This window comes from Microbacterium sp. 05T445 (genome assembly GCF_056395865.1).
In genome coordinates this window covers 682,531-701,061 of the sequence record NZ_JBFTKJ010000001.1, presented here as the reverse complement: position 1 = coordinate 701,061, position 18,531 = coordinate 682,531, and the positions used below count along the sequence as shown (strand labels likewise).

Sequence of the window (18,531 nt, the reverse complement as noted above, 5' to 3'; positions counted from 1 at the left end):
CGTGATCACCACCAAGAAGAACACCACCGTCCGCCTCGGGCTCCTCCTCGCCGCCGCTGCGGTCGCCCTCACCGGCTGCGCCGCGCCCGCGGCACCCGCCGCCGATGAGGCCGTCGCCGCAGACGCGATCACCATCGGCGACGCGTGGGTGAAGTCCGCCGACGAGGGCATGTCCGCCGCGTTCGGCGAGCTGTCCAACGACGGCGAGCACGACGTCACCGTCGTCTCGGCGACCACCGACGCCGCGGGCATGGTCGAGCTGCACGAGACGGTCGAGAACGAGTCCGGCGAGATGGTCATGCGCGAGATCGACGGAGGGTTCGTCATCCCCGCCGGCGGCGCGCTCCACCTCCAGCCGGGCGGCGACCACATCATGCTGATGGACCTCACCGGGGCGCTCCGCGCCGGCGACGAGGTCACCGTCACCCTCACGTTCTCCGACGACTCGACGTTCGAGTTCACCGCCCCGGTGAAGGACTACTCCGGCGCGAACGAGAACTACCAGGGCTCCGACGACGGCGAGATGGATCACTGATGACCGCCGGCCGGGACAAGGGTCCCGGCCGCCGCAGCTCGACCCGGCGGCAGTTCCTCCTCGGAGGCGCTGTCGCCGGCGTCGGCGCCGCTGCGGCGGTCGGCATCGACCACGTCGTCCGCAACCCTCCCGTCGCCGCCGAGGCGGCGGCATCCGTCCCCCTCAACGGGGACGTCACGGTGCCCTTCCACGGCGCCCACCAGGCGGGGATCGACACCGACGCGCAGGCCCACGGCGTCTTCCTCGCGCTCGACCTGCACGCCGAGACCGACCGCGAGGGCCTCCGACGGATGATGCGGATCCTCTCCGACGACGCTGCGCGCCTCACCCAGGGGCGCAGTGCGCTCGCGGATTCGGAGCCCGAGCTCGCGGTCGCGCCCGCGCGGCTGACCGTCACCTTCGGGTTCGGACCGGGGTTCGTCGCCCGCGCGGACGGCGATGCGCCGGGCTGGCTGCGGCCGCTCCCGGCGTTCACGGTGGACCGGCTGCAGCCGGAGTTCACCGACGGCGACCTGCTGATCCAGGTCGCCGCCGACGATCCGCTCACGGTCGCGCACGCGTCGCGCATGCTGCTGAAGGATGCCCGCAGCTTCGCCGCGCTGCGCTGGAGCCAGCAGGGCTTCCGCCGCGCGCACGGCTCGGTGAGGCCGGGCACCACGATGCGCAACCTGTTCGGGCAGGTCGACGGCACGAGCAACCCCGCCCCGGGTACCGCCGACTTCGACGAGGTGGTGTGGAGCACGCAGGGATGGCTCACCGGCGGGACCGGCATGGTGGTGCGCCGCATCCGCATGGACCTCGACACGTGGGACCGGCTCGACCGGGGCGGTCGCGACCAGGCGCTGGGCAGGTTCCAGTCCACCGGCGCTCCGCTGACCGGCAGCGACGAGTTCGACGAACCCGACTTCGCCGCGACCACGGCGATCGGGTTCCCGGTCATCCCCGAGTTCTCGCACCTGCGCCGCGCGCGCAGCGACCGGGCGGGCGAGCGGATCTTCCGCCGGGCGTACAACTACGACGACGCGCCCGCGCCGGGGGAGATCTCGAACGCGGGGCTCATCTTCGTGGCGTTCCAGGCCGATGTGGACCGGCAGTTCACCCCGATCCAGCGCCGGCTGGACGAGCTCGACCTGCTGAACCAGTGGACGGTGCCGATCGGGTCCGCCGTGTTCGCCGTTCCCCCCGGGTGCCGCGAGGGCGGGTACATCGGCGAGACCCTGCTCTCCTGAGGCACGCCGGCTCCTGCGGCCGCCCCGCGCCTCCTGGACCATCCGCACGCGCTTTCGGTGCAGAATCGGGACGGGGCGGCGAGGGGGTGCGATGTCGGTTCTCTGGTACACGATTCCGCTTGCGGTCGCCCTCGCGCTGAGCGTGGTCCCGATCGCGGTGGTGCTGCTGCTTCTGCTGGCGCCCGATCCGCTGCCGCGCAGCATCCCGTTCGCGATCGGGTCGGTGCTGGGCGTGGCCCTGCTGGTGACGGGATTCGCGTTCGGCGCGAGCCTGCTGCCCCATCAGTCGGGCGACGATCCGCCGCCGTGGATCCACATCGCCGAGATCGGCATCGGGGTGTGCCTGATCGTCGCGGCGGGGATCCTCGCGCGGCGCCGGACGGACGCCGCGCCCCCGGCCGACCGGCCCACGCTCGCGAGTGCCGCCGACAACCTGACCCCCGTGCGCTCGTTCGGGTTCGGCGTGCTGCTCAACGTGCGCCCGAAGAGCATCCTGCTCACGGTGGCGGCGGGGCTCGCGATCGGGACGGCACCGCTGGAGCCGGTCCTCAGCGGCGTCACGGTCGCGGTGTTCGCGATCATCGCCGGATCCGCCGTCACCGGGCTCGTGATCGCGTACGCGATCGGCCAGAATCGCGTGCGTCCCACCCTGGGACGGCTGCGCGACTACCTCGTGACGCATGCCGGACTCGTGCTGCGCATCGCACTGCTCGGCATCGGCGTCGTCCTCGTCGGCGTGGCGCCGTGCAGCTGCTCACGCGCTGACCGCGCCCGCTCCCCGGCGGGTCACGGCGCCGTGCCTGCTCAGCTCGCGGGCTGGACGGCCGGGCGACGCAGCACCATCGCCGTCGTGATGCCCAGGAGCACGATGCCGATGGACTCGACGATCACCGTCTCGGGCACCAGCGTGAAGTCCCACGTCTCGGTGATGCCGAACAGTCCCACGGTGAGGGCGAGGATCAGCGAGAGGAGCGTCGCGATCAGGAACAGCAGGCTCAGCACGGTCGCCAGCTGGAGGAGCCGGCCGCGCAGCACGAGCATCCCGATCCCGAGCACCAGCGCTCCGATCGCGTTCAGGACGAAGAGCACGCCGAGAAGGCCGCCGACCCCGTTGAACACGAGATACAGATGGATGCCGCCTGCCGTGAGCAGGGCGATCGCGCTGAGGATCCTGAATGTCCACAGGACGGGGCTGCTGGTCGAGTTCATGGTCCTACCTGCTCTCTTCCGGAGGCGAGACGGTCGAAGCCTTCTCGGGGGAAACGACGGCGGAGCCGGTGCGGTTCACCCGGATGAGGAACACGAGGTCGCGACCGAACGACTCCACGAGCAGCAGCAGCGCCGCCATCGCGATCGCGACGTCCGCGACGGGCGGCAGCAGCTGCGCCGCGACGATCGTCAGCGCGACGCCGCACACGGCGGTGACCACCTTGCGCCAGTACCGGAACGGCAGCGCGGCGCGCATCCACGGCAGCACCCACCCCGCCGCGACGAAGGCGTAGCGCATGAGGCCGATCGTGAGCACCCACCAGCCGACGAATCGCGCGTCGTACACGCACAGCACGAGGAGCAGGAACGCGTCGACCTCCATGTCGAAGCGGGCGCCCAGCTCGCTCACGCTTCCGGTGCGGCGGGCGACGTAGCCGTCCACGCCGTCCAGGAGCAGCGCGCACACCACGATCGTGACCAGCAGGGGCGTCGAGGTGATCGCGATGAAGGATGCCGCGACCAGCGCCGTGACGAGCCCGACGAGCATCGACCGGGTCGCCGTCACCGCGTTCGCCGCGCCGAAGCGGTCCGCGCGGCGGCGGCGGAGGCCGATCGACAGCAGCAGCGAAGAGACGACGAGATACGCGGCGCCCGCCGCCCCTGCCGCCGGCGGCAGGGGCGTGACGGCGGCGATCGCGAGCATCCCGACCAGTCCGCCCGCGACCCACCACCACGGCATCCACTGAACTTTCGCCATCCGCACTCCGTGTTCTCCTCATGGCGGTCACCAGGGACACGACGCAGACACCCGCCCCGGTTCATCCCGATGCGCCGGACGCCGCGATCGGCTGGTGGACTGTCGGCCCCGGGCGCGGCGAGTTCCGGCAGGAGCGCCTTCCCGCGCCGGCGGAGGGCGAGGCCGCCGTCCGCACGCTGTGGACCGGCGTGAGCCGGGGGACCGAGACGCTCGTCGCGCGCGGCGAGGTCCCCGAATCGGAGTGGGACCGCATGCGGGCGCCCTTCCAGGACGGGCGGTTCCCTTTCCCCGTGAAGTACGGCTACCTCAACGTCGGCGTGGTCGAGGACGGTCCCGCCGCGCTGCACGGTCGCACGGTGTTCGCGCTGTACCCGCACCAGTCGAGGTTCGTCGTGCCGGCCGCGGCGCTGACGCCGGTGCCGGATGCCGTCACCCCGCGCCGCGCGGTGCTCGCCGGCGCCGTCGAGACCGCGGTGAACGTGCTGTGGGACGCCGCACCTCGCGTGGGCGATCGCGTCGTGGTCGTCGGGGCCGGCATGATCGGGTGCGCGATCGCCGGGGTGGCGCGCGGCATCCCGGGCGTCGAGGTGACCCTGGTCGACATCGACACCGGCAAGGCGGCCGTCGCTGAGGCTCTCGGGGTGGCCTTCGCCGATCCCTCCGCGGTGCCCCTCGATGCCGACGTCGTCGTCGAGGCCAGCGGCAGCGGCAGCGGCTTGCAGTGCGCGCTGCGTGCGGCCCCCACCGACGGCGAGGTGATCGTCGCGAGCTGGTACGGCGCCCGCGCCGTGCCTCTCGAACTGGGCGCGGACTTCCACTCGCGGCGCCTCGGCATCCGCGCGAGTCAGGTCGGCGAGGTCGCCGCGAGCCGGCGCGCGCGCCGCACCACAGCGGACCGGCGCGCCCTGGCGCTGCGTCTGCTCGAAGACCCGGTGTTCGACGCCCTGCTCGGCGGCGTCTCGACCTGGCGGGAGCTGCCCGCCGTCACCGCCGCCCTGGCCGACGGCACCGCCGGCGATCTCTGCCACACGATCGATTGGACTGCGCGATGAGCTTCAGCCTGACCGTACGCGACCACCTGATGATCGCCCACAGCCTGCGCGGCGAGGTGTTCGGGCCGGCGCAGCGCCTGCACGGCGCGACCTACGTCGTCGACGCGACGTTCCACGCCGACACCCTGGACGACGACGGCGTCGTGGTCGACTTCGGCTGGGCGGGCGAGGCGGTCCGCGAGATCGTCGGCGGACTGACCTACCGCAATCTCGACGACGAGCCCGACCTGCAGGGCGTGAACACCACCACCGAACGGCTTTGTCAGATCATCGGCGACCGGCTGGCCGCCCGCATCCGCGAGGGCGCGGCCGGGCGCACCGACCTCACCGGCGTGGCGATCACACTGCACGAGTCGCACGTCGCCTGGGCCTCGTACGAGGTGGCGTTGTGACCACCCGGCCCGCCGTACGGCTGATCGTCCCCGCAGGGGTCGACGATCCGCAGCGCGTCAGCGGCGGCAACGTCTACGACCGGCATGTGCGGGACGGCCTGCGACGGCGCGGCTGGGACGTGTCGACGGTGGAGGCGACGGGGCGCCGGGAGGCGGCATCCGCTCTGTCCACCGCCCCCGCAGGGTCGCTCGTGCTCGTGGACGGACTGACCGCGGGGTGGGCGGCCGCCGAGCTCGAGGAGGCGGCGGCCCGGGTGCGGGTCGTCGTGCTCGCCCACATGGTCGTCGCGGCGTTCCCGGACGCGCCGGCGGACGCCGTCGAGGCCGAGCGACGCGTCCTCGCGTGCGCGAGCCGCGTCGTCGTGACGAGCCGCTGGACCGCAGGCGAGCTCGCGCGGCGAGGTCTGGCCGGCGCCGACCGCGTGACCGTGGCCGCCCCGGGCGTGCGCGAGGCGACGCCGGTCGTGCGCGCGCAGGACGAGCGCAATCTGCTGTGCGTGGGGGTGGTCGCCCCGCACAAAGGACAGGACACGCTGCTCGCCGCGCTTGCGCGGCTGCCGCGCGCCGACTGGACATGCTCGATCGTCGGCTCGGCGGAGCAGTTCCGCGATTTCGCGACGACCATCGCCCGTGGCGCCGGCGCGTTCGGCGGCCGGGTGCGGCTGACCGGCGTGCTGGGCGGGTCGGACCTCGGCGACGCCTATCGCCGCACCGCCGTGCTCATCGCGCCGTCGCGCGTGGAGAGCGCCGGCATGGCGATCGCCGACGCGCGGGCGCGCGGCATCCCCGTCATCGGCACGCACGTCGGTGGGATCCCCGACACCGTCGCGGGCGGGGGCGCGATCCTGGTGCGTCCCGACGACCCCGGCGCACTCGCCGACGCGATGGACGCGTGGATGACCGACCCCGCCCTCCGTGCGCGGCTGCGACGCGGGGCGCTCGGCGCCCGTGCCCGCCTGCCGCGGTGGTCCGACACGGTGACGCGCGTCGCCCGGGCGTTGGAGGCGGCATGACCGGGATCTCCACCGCCACTCCCGACTGGCTCGCCCTGCGCGCGCCCGCCGACGATGCCGCCCGCTCGGGCGAGCTCGCGGACGATGCCCGGCGGATGCTGCCCACCGGCCCGGTCGTCGTCCATGACCTCGGCGCGGGCACGGGCGCGATGGCGCGGTGGCTCGCGCCGCGACTGCCCGGTCCGCAGCGGTGGGTGCTGCACGACGGGGATGCCGGCATCCTCGCGCATCTCGATCTCCGGTCGGCCGTCGACGGTGCCGGGCGACCGGTCGACACGGAGGTGCGCGTGGCGCACCTCGGTGAGCTGCCGGTCGACGCGTTCCGCGGTGCGTCGCTGGTGACGGCATCCGCTCTGCTGGACGTGCTCACGCGCGACGAGGCGGCGCGCATCGTCGCGGCGTGCGTGGCGGCCGGGGCGCCGGCCCTGTTCAGCCTCAGCGTGACCGGGGGAGTGCGGCTGGCACCGCCGCTGGAGGCCGAGGCCGACCTCGAGCGGGCGATCGGCGCCGCGTTCGACGACCACCAGCGCCGCGACGCTCAGGGGCGGCGGATGCTGGGGCCCGACGCGGTCGCCGTGATCTCGGGCCTGTTCGCCGACGCGGGCTGGAACGTGCGCACCGCTCCGACGCCGTGGCTGCTCGGCGGAGCGGACGCGCCCCTCATCGCCGAATGGCTCGACGGGTGGGTCGGCGCCGCGGTCGAGCAACGGCCGGAGCTCGCCGCCGCCGCCGACGCCTACCTCCAGCGCCGCCGCGTGCAGGCGACCGCGGGGCTGCTCGAGGTCGTCGTGGGGCACGAGGACGTCCTCGCATGGCCGCGCTGAACCGCATCCCTCCGCGGGCGCGCACGGCGGTGCGCATCGCCGCCGGCGTCGCGGTCGTCGTGGCGACAGCGCTCGTGGTCGGCGTCGGGCCGTTCCTGCGCGGGATCGCCGCCGTCTCGCCGCAGGCCATCCTCGGCGCCGTCGCGCTCGCCGCGGTGGCCACCGCCGCCGCGGCCTGGCGATGGCGGATCGTGTCGGCGGGGTTCGGGCTGCCGTTGGCGTGGAGCACGGCGTTCACCGCCTACTACCGCTCCCAGTTCCTCAACAGCGTGCTTCCGGGAGGCGTCATCGGAGACGTCCACCGCGCGTACGACCAGGGACGGCAGCAGGACCGCCTCGGTCTGGCCGCGCGCGCCGTCGCGGCCGAGCGCGTCGCCGGCCAGCTCGTTCAGGTCGCGCTGACCCTCGTCATCCTGCTCGCCGCCGGCGTCGCCTCGCCCCTCGCGCCGCTCGCCGGCATCGGCGCGGCGTTGGCGGCGGTCGCGGTCCTGACGGTGGGGATCCTCGCGATCAGCCGCCGGGGCCGCGCCGCGATCGTCCGCGAATACCGGATGCTGCGCCCTCTGCTCGCCCGGCCGCTCACGGTGCTCGGCATCGCGGCCGCGTCCGTCGTGGTCGTGGCGGCGCATGCGGCGACCTTCATCGTCGCGGGGTTCGCCGCCGGGGTGTCCGCCGGCCCGCGAGAGCTCGGGCTCGTCGCCCTCGTGGTGCTCGGGGCCGCGGCGATCCCCGTCAACGTCGGCGGGTGGGGACCGCGTGAGGCCGTGAGCGCATCGGCCTTCGCGCTCGTCGGGCTCGGCGCCGGTGCGGGGGTCGCGGTCTCCACCGCGTTCGGGGTGCTGACCCTCGTCGCGGTCGCTCCGGGCGCCTTCGCGCTGCTCGGCGACCGCTTCCGCTGGCCGCACCGGAGGAGCATCATCGGGGGGAGGAGATCCGCATGAGCGAGCGACCCTACGTGACACTCAGCTGCGCGATGTCGATCGACGGCTATCTCGACAGCGCCGAGCCGCGCCGGCTGGCGATGTCCAACGCCTCCGACCTCGACCGCGTCGACGGGGTGCGCGCGCAGAACGACGCGATCATGGTGGGCGCCTCGACCGTGCGTCGCGACGACCCGCGTCTGCTGGTGCGGGATGCCCGGCGCCGCGCGAACCGGGTGTCCTCGGGGCTGCGCGACTCGCCCGTGAAGGTCACCGTCACCGCCTCGGGCGAGCTCTCTCCCGATGCCGCGTTCTTCACGACGGGCGACGCGCCGCGGATCGTCTACTGCCCGCAGGCCCGCGAGAGCGCTCTGCAGGCCCGGCTGGGCGAGCGTGCCGTCGTCGTCGGGCTCGGCGACTGCGTCACGATGGCCGCGCTCCTGGACGACCTCGGGCGGCGCGGCGTGCGCCGGCTCATGGTCGAGGGCGGGGGCAAGGTTCTCACCCAGTTCCTGGAGGCGGATCTCGTCGACGAGCTGCACCTGGTCGTCGCCCCGTTCTTCGTCGGCGAGACCGGGGCTCCCCGTGCCGTCGGGCCGGGAGCCTTCCCGTGGACCGCCTCGCGGCGCGCGCGGCTCGCGGAGGCGTGCCAGATCGGCGATGTGGTGCTGCTGCGGTACGCCCTGTCGGAGCGGTTCGGCACGCTTGACGCAGACGGGCCGGCCACCGGCGCCGGGCGCACGGCCGCCTCCGCCCCGGTGCCGTGACCGAGGAGCGCCCGGTGATCGCGCCGGCCCCGAGGGAGCGGGCCGCTTCCGGGTGGCGGGGCCGGCTCGCGACCGTCGCGGCGATCGCGGTGCTCGTCATGGTCCCGCTCGTCCCCGGCGTGCTCGCCACCGGCTCGGCGTCAGGGCTGGTGCGGCTGCCGGTCGAGTCGCTGGTCATCCTGCTGCTGCTGGCCCTGGTGCCGTGGCGGATCCCTCGGCTGATGCTCGCGGGGCTGTTCGGCGTGTTCGTCGGGGTCGCCGTCGTGCTCGCCGCGATCGACCTCGGGTACCGTCTCACGCTCGGCACCCACTTCGTGGCGCTCGACTGGCCGCAGCTCGGGGATGCGTTCGGGGTCGTCGTCTCCTCGATCGGCGCCGGCGCGGCGAACGCGCTGCTGACGGGGATCGTCCTGGTCATCGTGGGGATGTGCGTCGCGCTCGCGTGGTCGGCGCTGCGCACCGACGCGCTGCTGCGCCGGCGGTCGCGCGGCCGGATCGTGCTGAGCGCCGCGACCGCGGCATGGATCGTGGCGGCCGCGATCGCGCCGCCGCTGAGCGTCGCGGATCCGGTCGCGGCCGCGGCATCCACCGGTTCCATCGGCTCGGCCGTCTCGCGAGCGGTCACCACCCTCCAGCGGCAGGCGGCCGTGGCGCGCGCCATCCGCGACGATCCGTTCGCCGACGTCCCCTCGTCGCAACTGCTCACCGCGCTGCGCGGCAAGGATGTGGTGATCGCGTTCGTCGAGAGTTACGGGCGGGTCGCGCTGGAGGGCACGAGCTTCTCGCGGGGCGTGGCCTCGGTGCTGCAGGACGGCGATGCGGCGCTCGCCGCCGACGGCTACCGCACGCAGAGTGCGTGGCTGACCTCGCCGACGTTCGGCGGCGTGAGCTGGCTCGCCCACTCGACGTTCCAGACCGGCATCTGGATCGACGCGCAATCCGTCTACGGGCAGGTCGTCGCCAGCGACCGGCTGACCCTCGCGGAGGCGTTCCACCGCGCCGGGTGGCGGACGGTGGCCGACGTGCCGTCGAACACCAAGCCCTGGCCGGTCGGCACGTCGTTCTACCACTACGACACGCTCCTGAACGCGACCGATGTCGGGTATCGCGGGCCGAGGTTCGGGTACGCGCGCATCCCCGACCAGTACACGCTGAAGCACTTCGCCGACCGCGAGCTCGCCGGTGCACACCAGCCGGTCATGGCCGAGATCGACCTGGTGTCGTCGCACACGCCGTGGGCGCCGCTTCCCACGCTGGTGCCGTGGGAGCGGATCGGCGACGGCTCGATATACGCCGACCAGCCGGCCCGCAGCGAGCCGGCCAGCGTGGTGTGGGACGACCCGCGCACCGTGCAGAAGTACTACGGGATGTCGGTCGAGTACTCCCTCGGCTCGCTGTTCTCGTTCCTCCAGAACGTCGACGACCCGAACCTCGTGGTGATCGTCCTCGGCGACCACCAGCCCGCCACGATCGTGAGCGGAGCGGATGCCGGTCATGACGTGCCGATCAGCATCATCGCCAAGGACCCCGCCGTCTTCGACGCCATCGCGCCGTGGGCGTGGCAGCCGGGGCTGCACCCCGGCGACGCCGCCCCGGTGTGGCGGATGGACGCGTTCCGCGACGCCTTCCTCACGGCATTCGGCGCGCCGCGGTGACGGACGGCGGCCAGGCAGCCGCCCCGCAGTGCGCGCGATGGCAGGATGTCGGGATGACGTTCACCGTGCGCGCGCCGGAGCCGGCCGATGCCCGTGAGATCGCGGATCTCCACGTGGCGACCTGGCGTGAGACGTACACGCACCTGCTGCCTGACGGTTTCTTCGACGACGAGTTCGTCCAGGGGCGGCAACGGATGTGGCAGCACATCGTCGCGGAACCCCGAGACGACCTGATCGCGCGCGTCGCCGAGCAGGAGGGGCGCATCATCGGGTTCGCGGTGTCGGGGCATCCGATCGGTCCCCTCGCAGACGAGGCGCCGCGCGACCGGCAGCTGTACATGCTGTACCTCAGCGCCGCGCATCACGGTGCGGGCGCGGGCCAGGCGCTCCTGGACGCCGTGCTGGGCGACGACCCGGCGGTGCTGTGGGTCGCGAAGGACAACCCCCGCGCCATCGCGTTCTACCGGCGCAACCGGTTCGAATTCGACGGCGTCGAGCAGGCGGATGGCGCCGCGCCCCGGATCATCGACGCGCGGATGGTGCGATAGCGCCGGGATCAGTCGTCGTAGGCGGCGTCGATGCTCCAGCCGCCGTCCGTCGGAACCACGTCGTATTCGTAGCGGTACTGGTAGAACTGCGGCTCCGCCGTCTCCTCGCCGTTCTCGTCGTAGGTGCTCATGAACGTCTCCGTCGTCTCGACCACGATCGTGTCGTCCACGGTCTCGACGTTGCGGTAGACCGTCCGGTAGTTCTCCGTTCCGAGCGTGAACGACGTGGCGTGGTCCGTGAAGGCCGCGCAGCTCGTGATGTCGAGGTCGACACGGAGGTGGTCGGTCGTCGTGGCGAAGAAGGGATCGCAGTCCGCGCTCAGCCACGCGTCGTTGTAGCGCTCGACCGCGTCCAGGGCCGCCTGCTCGTCGGAGGTCGTCGGCGTCGCCCCATCACGGAGGTTGTCGATGACCCAGCCGTCGTCGGTCTGGATCACGCGATACTCGAGATGCTCCTCGTAGTCGATGGGCCCGGGCGCGAGCTCTCCGTCGGTGTCGTAGTTGCTCGTGAAGGACTGCACCACCGAGACGATGATGCCGTCGCCGTCGGACTCGGTGTCCTCGAGCGTGACCACGGGGTGCTCCGCCCGCTCGCTCGCCAGGCTCGACACCTCCTCGAAGGTGGCGCAGTCCTGCACTCCGATGGCCTGCCGGAAGTCCGCGGTCGTCGTCTCGAGGAAGAGGTCGCAGTCCCCGGTGAGGAACACATCCGCGTACGCCTTCACCGTGTCGCGCGCCGCCTGCTCGTCGCTGACCTGCGACTGCGGGGTTCCGTGTGGTGAGGAAGTGCTCCGTGGGTGCGCGGACACGCCGTTTGCGACCATTTGCGAGACGATCACCGGTGCCGTCAAGGCGGTGGCGACGATGAGGATGACCGCCGCGGCGGAGCCGCCGACGGCCCAGGCGATCCAGGTGCGCGAGGAGCGCGGGGGCGTGCCGGCATCCGGTCGCGGGGTGCCACCATTCGGCTGGACCTGTGCCGTCCATGCTGCGCCGTCCCACCAGCGCGTCTCCCCATGACCGTCGTCGTACCATCCCGGAGACGGCGTCGTCATGGCGCACACACTAGACCTCCCCAGGCGGTCTGTCATCAGGCCGCCTGCGGCGGCCTTCCGGGCGTGTCGCCCCGGTCTGACGGCTGCCCCTCAGTCGGTGGATGCGGTGTCGTCGGTCCACGCGGCGATGTCGACGCCGTGGTTGTCGGGCGAGGTGAGCGTCCACCACTCGGGGGCGTGGGAGTCGTCCGCCATCCGCCCGCCCGCCGCGAGCGCCGCGGCCACCCGCGCCTCGACCTGATCTCGCGGCACCGAGATGTCGATGTGGGTGCGGCCGCGCTCCGGCTTCGGCGGATCGAGCGGGTGGAACCACACGTGCGGATTGCGCCGCAGCGGGTCCACGGCATCCTCGCCGCCCAGCGGGTCGTAGCCGAGCGCCGCTGCCCAGAACGGGCGGGTATGCGCGCCGGGGCCCTCGGCCACCGCGATGCCCACGACCGTGAGCACCGACGGGTCGGGCTCGAGGCCCAGCCTCCGGGCCGCCAGGGAGACGGATGCCGCGAGCTCGGCATCCACTCTGCTCACCGCGCCGTCGCGGCGGCTGAAGGTCTTGACGAACACGCCCTCGGGGCGCAGGTCGACGTCGGGGAAGTGGTCGAGGGTCTGGGCGATCGCGACGACCTCGGCGACCAGTCGCGCGCCGTGGGCGAGCGAGGTGGCGCGGAAGAAGGCGTGGGCGCCCCAGTACAGGACGCGCCAGTCCTCGACGCCATCGGACGCGTGGAACTCGCGCGCACTGATCGCCTCGACCTCCGGCTCGATCGCGCCGTCGCCGAGCGGCGGCTGGGCCAGGATGATGCGCGCGAGCTGCTGGGGCCGGGTGAGCTGCGGCCAGTGCCCGGTGGGCAGGTCGACGAACGTCACGTGGTGCAACCTCGTGAACTCCTGGACGGGCGCCGCGCCCTCCTCCATCCAGCCGCGCAGGTCGGCGACCGTGTACTCGGTGGCGACGGCGGTCACCGGGATGTCGAGGCGCCGCTGGTCGCGCAGCCGCTGGATGCCGGTGACCACGCCGGCGGGTGAAGGCACCGCGTGCGCCCGGAACGCGGCCATGCCGCCGTCGCCCAGGTCGCGGAGGTCGGCCTCGTCGAAATCGTCCCAGTCCGGCAGCGGCAGGTCGGCGCCCTGCGGGTCGTACCCGTTCAGCAGCGGCGCGCCGTCGGGCGTCGGGAAACCGCCGACGAGGACTAGCCGCGCCACCCGATCGGGGCGCGCGTCGGCGGCCGCGTAGACGACCCCGGCGCCCGCGGAATGCCCGACGAGCACGACCTGCTCTCCCGGCGCAGCGTCGATCGCGGCGACGACCGCGGCGACGTGGTCGGCGAGGGTGATCCCGGAACGATCGGCCTCGGCGGATTCGATGCCGGGGAGCGTGAGGGGGATGGCGCGGTGGCCGGCACCCTCCAGCGCCGGCGCGACCTCGTACCAGGCCCATCCGCCCATCCACAGGCCTGCGACCAGAATGATGTCCATCTCGCGCTCCCTCGTGCGATCCCCGATGCGAACCAGTGTCGCCGGAACCGCCGACATCCGTGGAGCCGGGAATACGACATCGGCCGCGGCGTTGACGATGATACCCCTAGGGGGTATAACGGAAGCATCCCCATGATCGAGGAGACATCGTGACCGACCCGCACCGCGACCACGACCACGGCACCGTGGCGGCCGATGGGCAGACGCCGCCCGCCCCGGCCGAGCACCCGGCCCACGGGCATCACACCTCCCACGATCCTGACGCGCACGGCGGACACGACCGTTCCGCACACGCCCACGGCGGGGCAGACGGTGCCGGCGTCCCCACGATGACGCAGCCCGCGACGCACGATCACTCCGCTCACGACCACTCGGCGCACGACCACGCGGGACATGACCACGCCGCGGTGTCTGCGACCGACGCCCACGCAGGTCACGACGCCCACGCGGGTCACGGAGGGCACGCCGGCCACGGAGCCGACCACGTCGCCCGGTTCCGCCGCCTGTTCTGGATCAACCTGGTGCTGGCGGTGCCCGTCGTCGCGTTCTCGGGCATGTTCGCGATGGTCCTCGGCTACTCGCTCCCGGACGCGCCCTGGGTCCGCTGGATCTCGCCGTTGCTCGGCACGGTCATGTACTTCTGGGGCGGCTGGCCGTTCCTGACGGGTGCCGTGTCGGAGCTGCGCACCCGCAAGCCCGGCATGATGCTGCTGATCGGCCTGGCGATCACCGTGGCGTTCTTCGCCTCCTGGGGCGCGAGCCTGGGCCTGCTGCACCACGAACTGGAGTTCTGGTGGGAGCTGGCCCTCCTGATCGTCATCATGCTGCTCGGCCACTGGATCGAGATGCGCTCGCTGGCGCAGACCACCTCCGCACTCGATTCCCTGGCGGCGCTGCTGCCCGACGAGGCGGAGCGCGTCGAGGGCGACCGCATCGTGGCCGTCTCGCCGTCGGAGCTCCGCGTGGGGGATGTCGTCGTCGTCCGTCCCGGCGGCAGCGTGCCCGCCGACGGGCGCATCGTCGACGGCGGCGCCGACATGGACGAGTCGATGGTCACCGGCGAGTCCCGTCCGGTCGCCCGCACGGTCGGCGACCAGGTCACCGCGGGTACCGTCGCGACCGACTCCGGGCTGCGGGTCCAGGTCATCGCGACCGGCGACGACACCACGCTCGCCGGCATCCAGCGGCTGGTCGCCGAGGCGCAGAGCTCGACGTCCCGGGCGCAGCGCCTGGCCGATCGCGCAGCGGGGTGGCTGTTCTGGTTCGCGCTCGGCGCCGCGGCGATCACCGCGATCGTCTGGAGTGCGATCGGGATGCCGGACGATGCCGTCATCCGCACGATCACGGTCCTCGTGATCGCCTGCCCCCACGCGCTGGGTCTCGCGATCCCTCTGGTGGTGTCGATCGCGACCGAGCGGGCCGCGCGCGGCGGCGTGCTCATCAAGGACCGGCTGGCGCTGGAGAGCATGCGCACCATCGGAGCCGTGCTGTTCGACAAGACCGGCACTCTCACCAAGGGCGAGCCGACGGTCGTCGACATCGCCGCGGTCGCCGACCTCGACGCCGACGGCGTGCTGGCGCTCGCCGCCTCGGCCGAGGCCGACAGCGAGCACCCGCTGGCGCGGGCGATCGTCCGCGCCGCCCAGGAGCGGGGCCTCACGACGGCCGCCGCGACCGGATTCCAGTCCTCGCCCGCGGTCGGCGTGACGGCGACGGTCGAGGGGCGGGTGGTCCGCGTGGGCGGACCGCGCCTGCTCGAGGAGGTCGGCGCGTCCGTCCCCGCGGCGGAGCAGTGGCGCGACCAGGGCTCGATCGTCCTCCATGTCGTGCGCGACGGCGTCGTCGTCGGCGGGCTGGCGCTGGCCGACGAGATCCGGCCGGAATCGCGCGAGGCGGTCGACGCGCTGCACAAGCTGGGCGTCGAGGTGGTCATGATCACGGGGGATGCCGAACCCGTCGCTCGGTCGGTCGCGGAGGCCCTCGGCATCCGTCGCGTGTTCGCCGGTGTGCGTCCCGAAGACAAGGAGCGCAAGGTCGCCGAGCTGCAGAGCGAGGGCCTCAAGGTCGCGATGGTCGGCGACGGCGTCAACGACGCGCCCGCGCTCGCCCGTGCCGACGTCGGCATCGCCATCGGCGCCGGAACGGATGTCGCGATCGGCTCGGCCGGGGTGATCCTCGCCTCGAGCGACCCGCGTTCCGTGCTGTCGGTCATCGAGCTCTCGCGCGCGAGCTACCGCAAGATGACCCAGAACCTGTGGTGGGCCGCGGGGTACAACCTCATCTCCGTGCCGCTGGCGGCCGGAGTGCTCGCCCCGATCGGGTTCGTGCTGCCGATGTCGGTGGGCGCGATCCTGATGTCGCTGTCGACCGTGGTGGTCGCGCTGAACGCACAGCTGCTGCGCCGGCTCGACCTCACGCCGGAGCGCAGCGCCCGCGCGGTGCTGGAGCGCTGAGTTCCGCAGGAGGCGGTGGCCCGGGGCGCTGCCCTCGGCCACCGCTCTCCCCGCGGCGGGGATAGGGTTTGAGCATGACGACGACTCCTCCCGGCTGGTACGACGACGGTCACGGCGCGTTGCGCTGGTGGGACGGCGCCCAGTGGACCGAGCACGTCGCCCAGCCCGACCCCGAGCCGTCCGAGGCGCCCACCGAAGCCGAGATCGTCGCCGGCCAGCTCGGGCTCGCACAGCAGGAGCCCGCGCCCGCCGCGGCCGTGGCGCCCCGGGCGGAGGTCGTGCCGGCAGCGACGCCGGCAGCGTTCCCGGTGTACCCGTCGACGCCGGTCTCCGGTGAGCCGGCGTCCCACCCCGACCAGCAGGCCTACCCCGCCGTCCAGGAGCACCCCCAGCAGGGGTACCCCGTCGCGGGCTACCCGCAGGGCGCCTACCCGGGCGGGGCCTTCGTCGCGGCGACCGAGCCCCGCAAGTCCAAGCTGTGGATCGTGTGGGTCGTGCTCGGCGTGGTGCTGCTCGGCATCGTCATCGCGGCCGCGGTGCTCATCCCGCTCGCGATCCTCAACTTCTCCGGCGCGAACGGCGGGGCGCAGTCCTCCGACGAGCAGGCCGCCGTCGCCGCCGTCGAGCTCTACGACGACGCCTGGCAGGACGGCGACTGCGACGATCTGACGGCGTCGACCACGTCGTCGTTCCGCGACGCGAACGGGTTCACCGACTGCGCCGACTTCGAGTCGCAGGCCGAGGTGTTCGACGACAGCGTCGACGACTACGAGGTCCACGTCACCGATGTCGAGACCGTCGGCGACGAGATCACGGTCACGACGAACGAGACCTACACCGGGCTCGTCGACGAGAACGGCGACAAGATCGACCCGGTGCAGAACTCCGAGGTCTATCACTACACCGTGATCAGCTCCGGCGGCGCCTGGGTGATCGACGACGTGTATTGAGGATGAGCGACCCCGCACTCTCCCGCCCTCACGACGCCCGGTTCCTCCTCACCTGCGTGGGGATCGGTCTGCTCGCGGGCGTCCTGTCCGGTCTGTTCGGCGTGGGCGGCGGCACCGTCATCGTGCCGTTCCTCGTGCTGTTCCTCCATTTCGACCAGCGTCTGGCCGCGGGCACCTCGCTCGCGGCGATCGTCCCGACCGCGACCGTCGGGGTGATCTCGTACGCGGTCCACGGCTCGGTGGCCTGGATCCCGGCGCTGCTGCTGGCGGCGGGCGCCGTCGTCGGTGCTCAGATCGGCACGTGGATGCTGCCGCGCATCTCGCAGACGGTGCTGCGGTGGGCGTTCGTCGGGTTCCTCGTCGCGGTGATCGTGAGCCTGTTCGTGGTGGTCCCCTCGCGTGACGCGGAACTAGCCCTCACCTGGCTGAGCGGCGTGCTGCTGGTCGTGCTCGGCGTGGGCACCGGCATCCTCTCCGGCCTCATCGGTGTCGGTGGCGGGATCATCGTCGTCCCCGCGCTGATGGTGCTGTTCGGCACGAGCGACCTCGTCGCCAAGGGCACGTCGCTGCTCATGATGATCCCGACCGCGGTCTCGGGCACGATCGGCAACGTGAGGCGTCGCAACGTCGATCTCGTCGCGGCCGCTGTCATCGGCCTCGCGGCCTGCACGACGACCGCGCTCGGCGCGTGGGCGGCGACCCTGGTCGACCCCTTCGTCGGCAACATGCTGTTCGCGGCGTACCTCGTGTTCATCGCGGTCCAGATGGGCATGCGGGCGTGGCGCGGGCGTCCTCGCGCCGCGGGGGCCGCGGATCCCGCTCGGTAGGATGGCCTGGTGCCAGTGAACCCCGAGCTCGTCGGACGCGACTTCCCGCCGACGGCCCCCTACCTCGTGGGTCGCGAGAAGGTGCGCGAGTTCGCGCGTGCCGTCTTCGCCGACGACCCGCAGCACGTGGACCCCTCCGCAGCCCAGGCGCTCGGCTACGCCGACGTCGTCGCGCCGCCGACCTTCGCGATCGTCGTGACCGACGCCACGCTGCAGCAGCTGCTGGGCGAGCCCGACTCGGGCATCGTCCTTCAGAACGTGCTGCACGCCGAGCAGAAGTTCCGCTACTCGCGGCCGATCGTCGCGGGCGACGAGCTGACCGCGAAGCTGTCGGTCACCGGCATCCGTGCGATGGGTGCGGCCGCCATGGTGACCAGCGAGTCCGAGATCAGGGATGCCGCGGGCGACCACGTCGTCACCACGACGTCGGTCCTGCTCGTGGGGGAGGGCGACCAGTGAGCGCGCTCGAGAACCTGACCGTCGGCGACGTCGTCGCCGAGCGCACCGTGCACCTGACCCGCGAGTCGCTGGTGCGCTACGCCGGGGCATCCGGCGACTTCAACGCCATCCACTACCGCGACGACGTCGCCGCCGCCGTCGGGCTGCCGGGCGTCCTCGCGCACGGCATGCTCACCATGGGCCTGGCCGTGGGCACGCTCGAGCCCTGGATCGGCGACACCGGTCGCATCCTCGAGTACGGCGTGCGCTTCACCAAGCCGGTCGTCGTCGACCTCGAGACCGGCGCCGACGTGACCGTCGTCGCCAAGGTCGGCGCCGTCGACGAGGAGTCCGCCCGCATCGACCTCACCGTGTCGTACGACGGCGCGACCGTGCTCGTCAAGGCGCAGGTGCGCGTCCGGACCGCCTGACGC

At 72.9% G+C, this 18,531-nt stretch carries 19 protein-coding genes and 1 pseudogene; 16 read left to right on the top strand and 4 right to left on the bottom strand.

What is annotated here, in order from left to right; genetic code table 11:
* Position 1 precedes the first annotated feature (1 nt).
* The 3 genes and pseudogenes from AC1DDU_RS03390 to AC1DDU_RS03380 all read left to right on the top strand — a co-directional run.
* Positions 2 to 535 (top strand): copper chaperone PCu(A)C, encoded by a 534-nt coding sequence (locus tag AC1DDU_RS03390; protein WP_477431216.1) that lies wholly within the window; start codon positions 2 to 4, stop codon positions 533 to 535.
* Positions 535 to 1,764, top strand: coding sequence for a Dyp-type peroxidase (locus AC1DDU_RS03385; RefSeq protein WP_477431215.1), 1,230 nt, complete (start codon positions 535 to 537; stop codon positions 1,762 to 1,764). The genes AC1DDU_RS03390 and AC1DDU_RS03385 overlap by 1 nt, the downstream gene beginning before the upstream one ends.
* A gap of 91 nt (positions 1,765 to 1,855) precedes the next feature.
* Positions 1,856 to 2,440: pseudogene (locus AC1DDU_RS03380) on the top strand (GAP family protein); the annotation flags it as partial.
* 128 nt (positions 2,441 to 2,568) lie between these two features.
* Here AC1DDU_RS03380 and AC1DDU_RS03375 read toward each other — a convergent pair.
* Both AC1DDU_RS03375 and AC1DDU_RS03370 read right to left on the bottom strand, forming a co-directional pair.
* A complete protein-coding gene (locus AC1DDU_RS03375; protein WP_477431214.1) occupies positions 2,569 to 2,973 on the bottom strand; it encodes a hypothetical protein in 405 nt (134 codons plus the stop codon).
* A gap of 4 nt (positions 2,974 to 2,977) precedes the next feature.
* Positions 2,978 to 3,730, bottom strand: coding sequence for a CDP-alcohol phosphatidyltransferase family protein (locus tag AC1DDU_RS03370; RefSeq protein ID WP_477431213.1), 753 nt, complete (start codon positions 3,728 to 3,730; stop codon positions 2,978 to 2,980).
* 20 nt (positions 3,731 to 3,750) lie between these two features.
* Between AC1DDU_RS03370 and AC1DDU_RS03365 the strand changes: the two genes are divergently transcribed.
* Genes AC1DDU_RS03365 through AC1DDU_RS03330 form a run of 8 tightly spaced genes read left to right on the top strand, consistent with a single transcriptional unit; the run spans position 3,751 to position 10,901 of the window.
* Positions 3,751 to 4,782, top strand: a complete 1,032-nt coding sequence (locus tag AC1DDU_RS03365; RefSeq protein WP_477431212.1) for a zinc-dependent alcohol dehydrogenase — start codon at positions 3,751 to 3,753, stop codon at positions 4,780 to 4,782.
* Positions 4,779 to 5,174, top strand: coding sequence for a 6-pyruvoyl trahydropterin synthase family protein (locus AC1DDU_RS03360; RefSeq protein WP_477431211.1), 396 nt, complete (start codon positions 4,779 to 4,781; stop codon positions 5,172 to 5,174). Before AC1DDU_RS03365 ends, AC1DDU_RS03360 begins: the two co-directional genes overlap by 4 nt.
* Positions 5,171 to 6,187, top strand: a complete 1,017-nt coding sequence (locus tag AC1DDU_RS03355; RefSeq protein WP_477431210.1) for a glycosyltransferase family 4 protein — start codon at positions 5,171 to 5,173, stop codon at positions 6,185 to 6,187. Before AC1DDU_RS03360 ends, AC1DDU_RS03355 begins: the two co-directional genes overlap by 4 nt.
* A complete protein-coding gene (locus tag AC1DDU_RS03350; RefSeq protein ID WP_477431209.1) occupies positions 6,184 to 7,011 on the top strand; it encodes a small ribosomal subunit Rsm22 family protein in 828 nt (275 codons plus the stop codon). The genes AC1DDU_RS03355 and AC1DDU_RS03350 overlap by 4 nt, the downstream gene beginning before the upstream one ends.
* Complete coding sequence (locus AC1DDU_RS03345) at positions 6,999 to 7,952, top strand: lysylphosphatidylglycerol synthase domain-containing protein (protein ID WP_477431208.1); 954 nt, start codon at positions 6,999 to 7,001, stop codon at positions 7,950 to 7,952. Before AC1DDU_RS03350 ends, AC1DDU_RS03345 begins: the two co-directional genes overlap by 13 nt.
* Positions 7,949 to 8,698 (top strand): RibD family protein, encoded by a 750-nt coding sequence (locus AC1DDU_RS03340; RefSeq protein ID WP_477431207.1) that lies wholly within the window; start codon positions 7,949 to 7,951, stop codon positions 8,696 to 8,698. Before AC1DDU_RS03345 ends, AC1DDU_RS03340 begins: the two co-directional genes overlap by 4 nt.
* 14 nt (positions 8,699 to 8,712) lie before the next feature.
* Positions 8,713 to 10,353: an LTA synthase family protein gene (locus AC1DDU_RS03335; protein WP_477431206.1), complete on the top strand. Its 1,641-nt coding sequence runs from the start codon at positions 8,713 to 8,715 to the stop codon at positions 10,351 to 10,353.
* A gap of 53 nt (positions 10,354 to 10,406) precedes the next feature.
* Positions 10,407 to 10,901, top strand: coding sequence for an N-acetyltransferase family protein (locus AC1DDU_RS03330; protein WP_477431205.1), 495 nt, complete (start codon positions 10,407 to 10,409; stop codon positions 10,899 to 10,901).
* A gap of 8 nt (positions 10,902 to 10,909) precedes the next feature.
* Here the strand turns inward: AC1DDU_RS03330 and AC1DDU_RS03325 are convergent, their stop codons facing one another.
* On the bottom strand, positions 10,910 to 11,956 hold the full coding sequence (locus tag AC1DDU_RS03325; RefSeq protein ID WP_477431204.1) for a DUF2510 domain-containing protein: 1,047 nt from the start codon (positions 11,954 to 11,956) through the stop codon (positions 10,910 to 10,912).
* A 90-nt stretch (positions 11,957 to 12,046) separates the two neighbouring features.
* Entirely contained in the window at positions 12,047 to 13,429 is a 1,383-nt protein-coding gene (locus AC1DDU_RS03320) for an alpha/beta fold hydrolase (protein WP_477431203.1), read from the bottom strand.
* Positions 13,430 to 13,758: 329 nt separating this feature from the next.
* Here AC1DDU_RS03320 and AC1DDU_RS03315 point away from each other — a divergent pair, with 329 nt between their 5' ends.
* The 5 genes from AC1DDU_RS03315 to AC1DDU_RS03295 all read left to right on the top strand — a co-directional run bounded on the left by AC1DDU_RS03315 (position 13,759) and on the right by AC1DDU_RS03295 (position 18,528).
* Positions 13,759 to 15,882, top strand: a complete 2,124-nt coding sequence (locus AC1DDU_RS03315) for a heavy metal translocating P-type ATPase (protein WP_477433408.1) — start codon at positions 13,759 to 13,761, stop codon at positions 15,880 to 15,882.
* Between the two features lie 74 nt (positions 15,883 to 15,956).
* Positions 15,957 to 16,832 (top strand): DUF2510 domain-containing protein, encoded by an 876-nt coding sequence (locus AC1DDU_RS03310; protein ID WP_477431202.1) that lies wholly within the window; start codon positions 15,957 to 15,959, stop codon positions 16,830 to 16,832.
* Positions 16,833 to 16,834: 2 nt separating this feature from the next.
* Positions 16,835 to 17,659, top strand: coding sequence for a sulfite exporter TauE/SafE family protein (locus tag AC1DDU_RS03305; RefSeq protein WP_477431201.1), 825 nt, complete (start codon positions 16,835 to 16,837; stop codon positions 17,657 to 17,659).
* 9 nt (positions 17,660 to 17,668) lie between these two features.
* Positions 17,669 to 18,118 (top strand): FAS1-like dehydratase domain-containing protein, encoded by a 450-nt coding sequence (locus tag AC1DDU_RS03300; RefSeq protein ID WP_477431200.1) that lies wholly within the window; start codon positions 17,669 to 17,671, stop codon positions 18,116 to 18,118.
* A complete protein-coding gene (locus tag AC1DDU_RS03295; protein WP_477431199.1) occupies positions 18,115 to 18,528 on the top strand; it encodes a MaoC/PaaZ C-terminal domain-containing protein in 414 nt (137 codons plus the stop codon). Before AC1DDU_RS03300 ends, AC1DDU_RS03295 begins: the two co-directional genes overlap by 4 nt.
* Positions 18,529 to 18,531 lie beyond the last annotated feature (3 nt).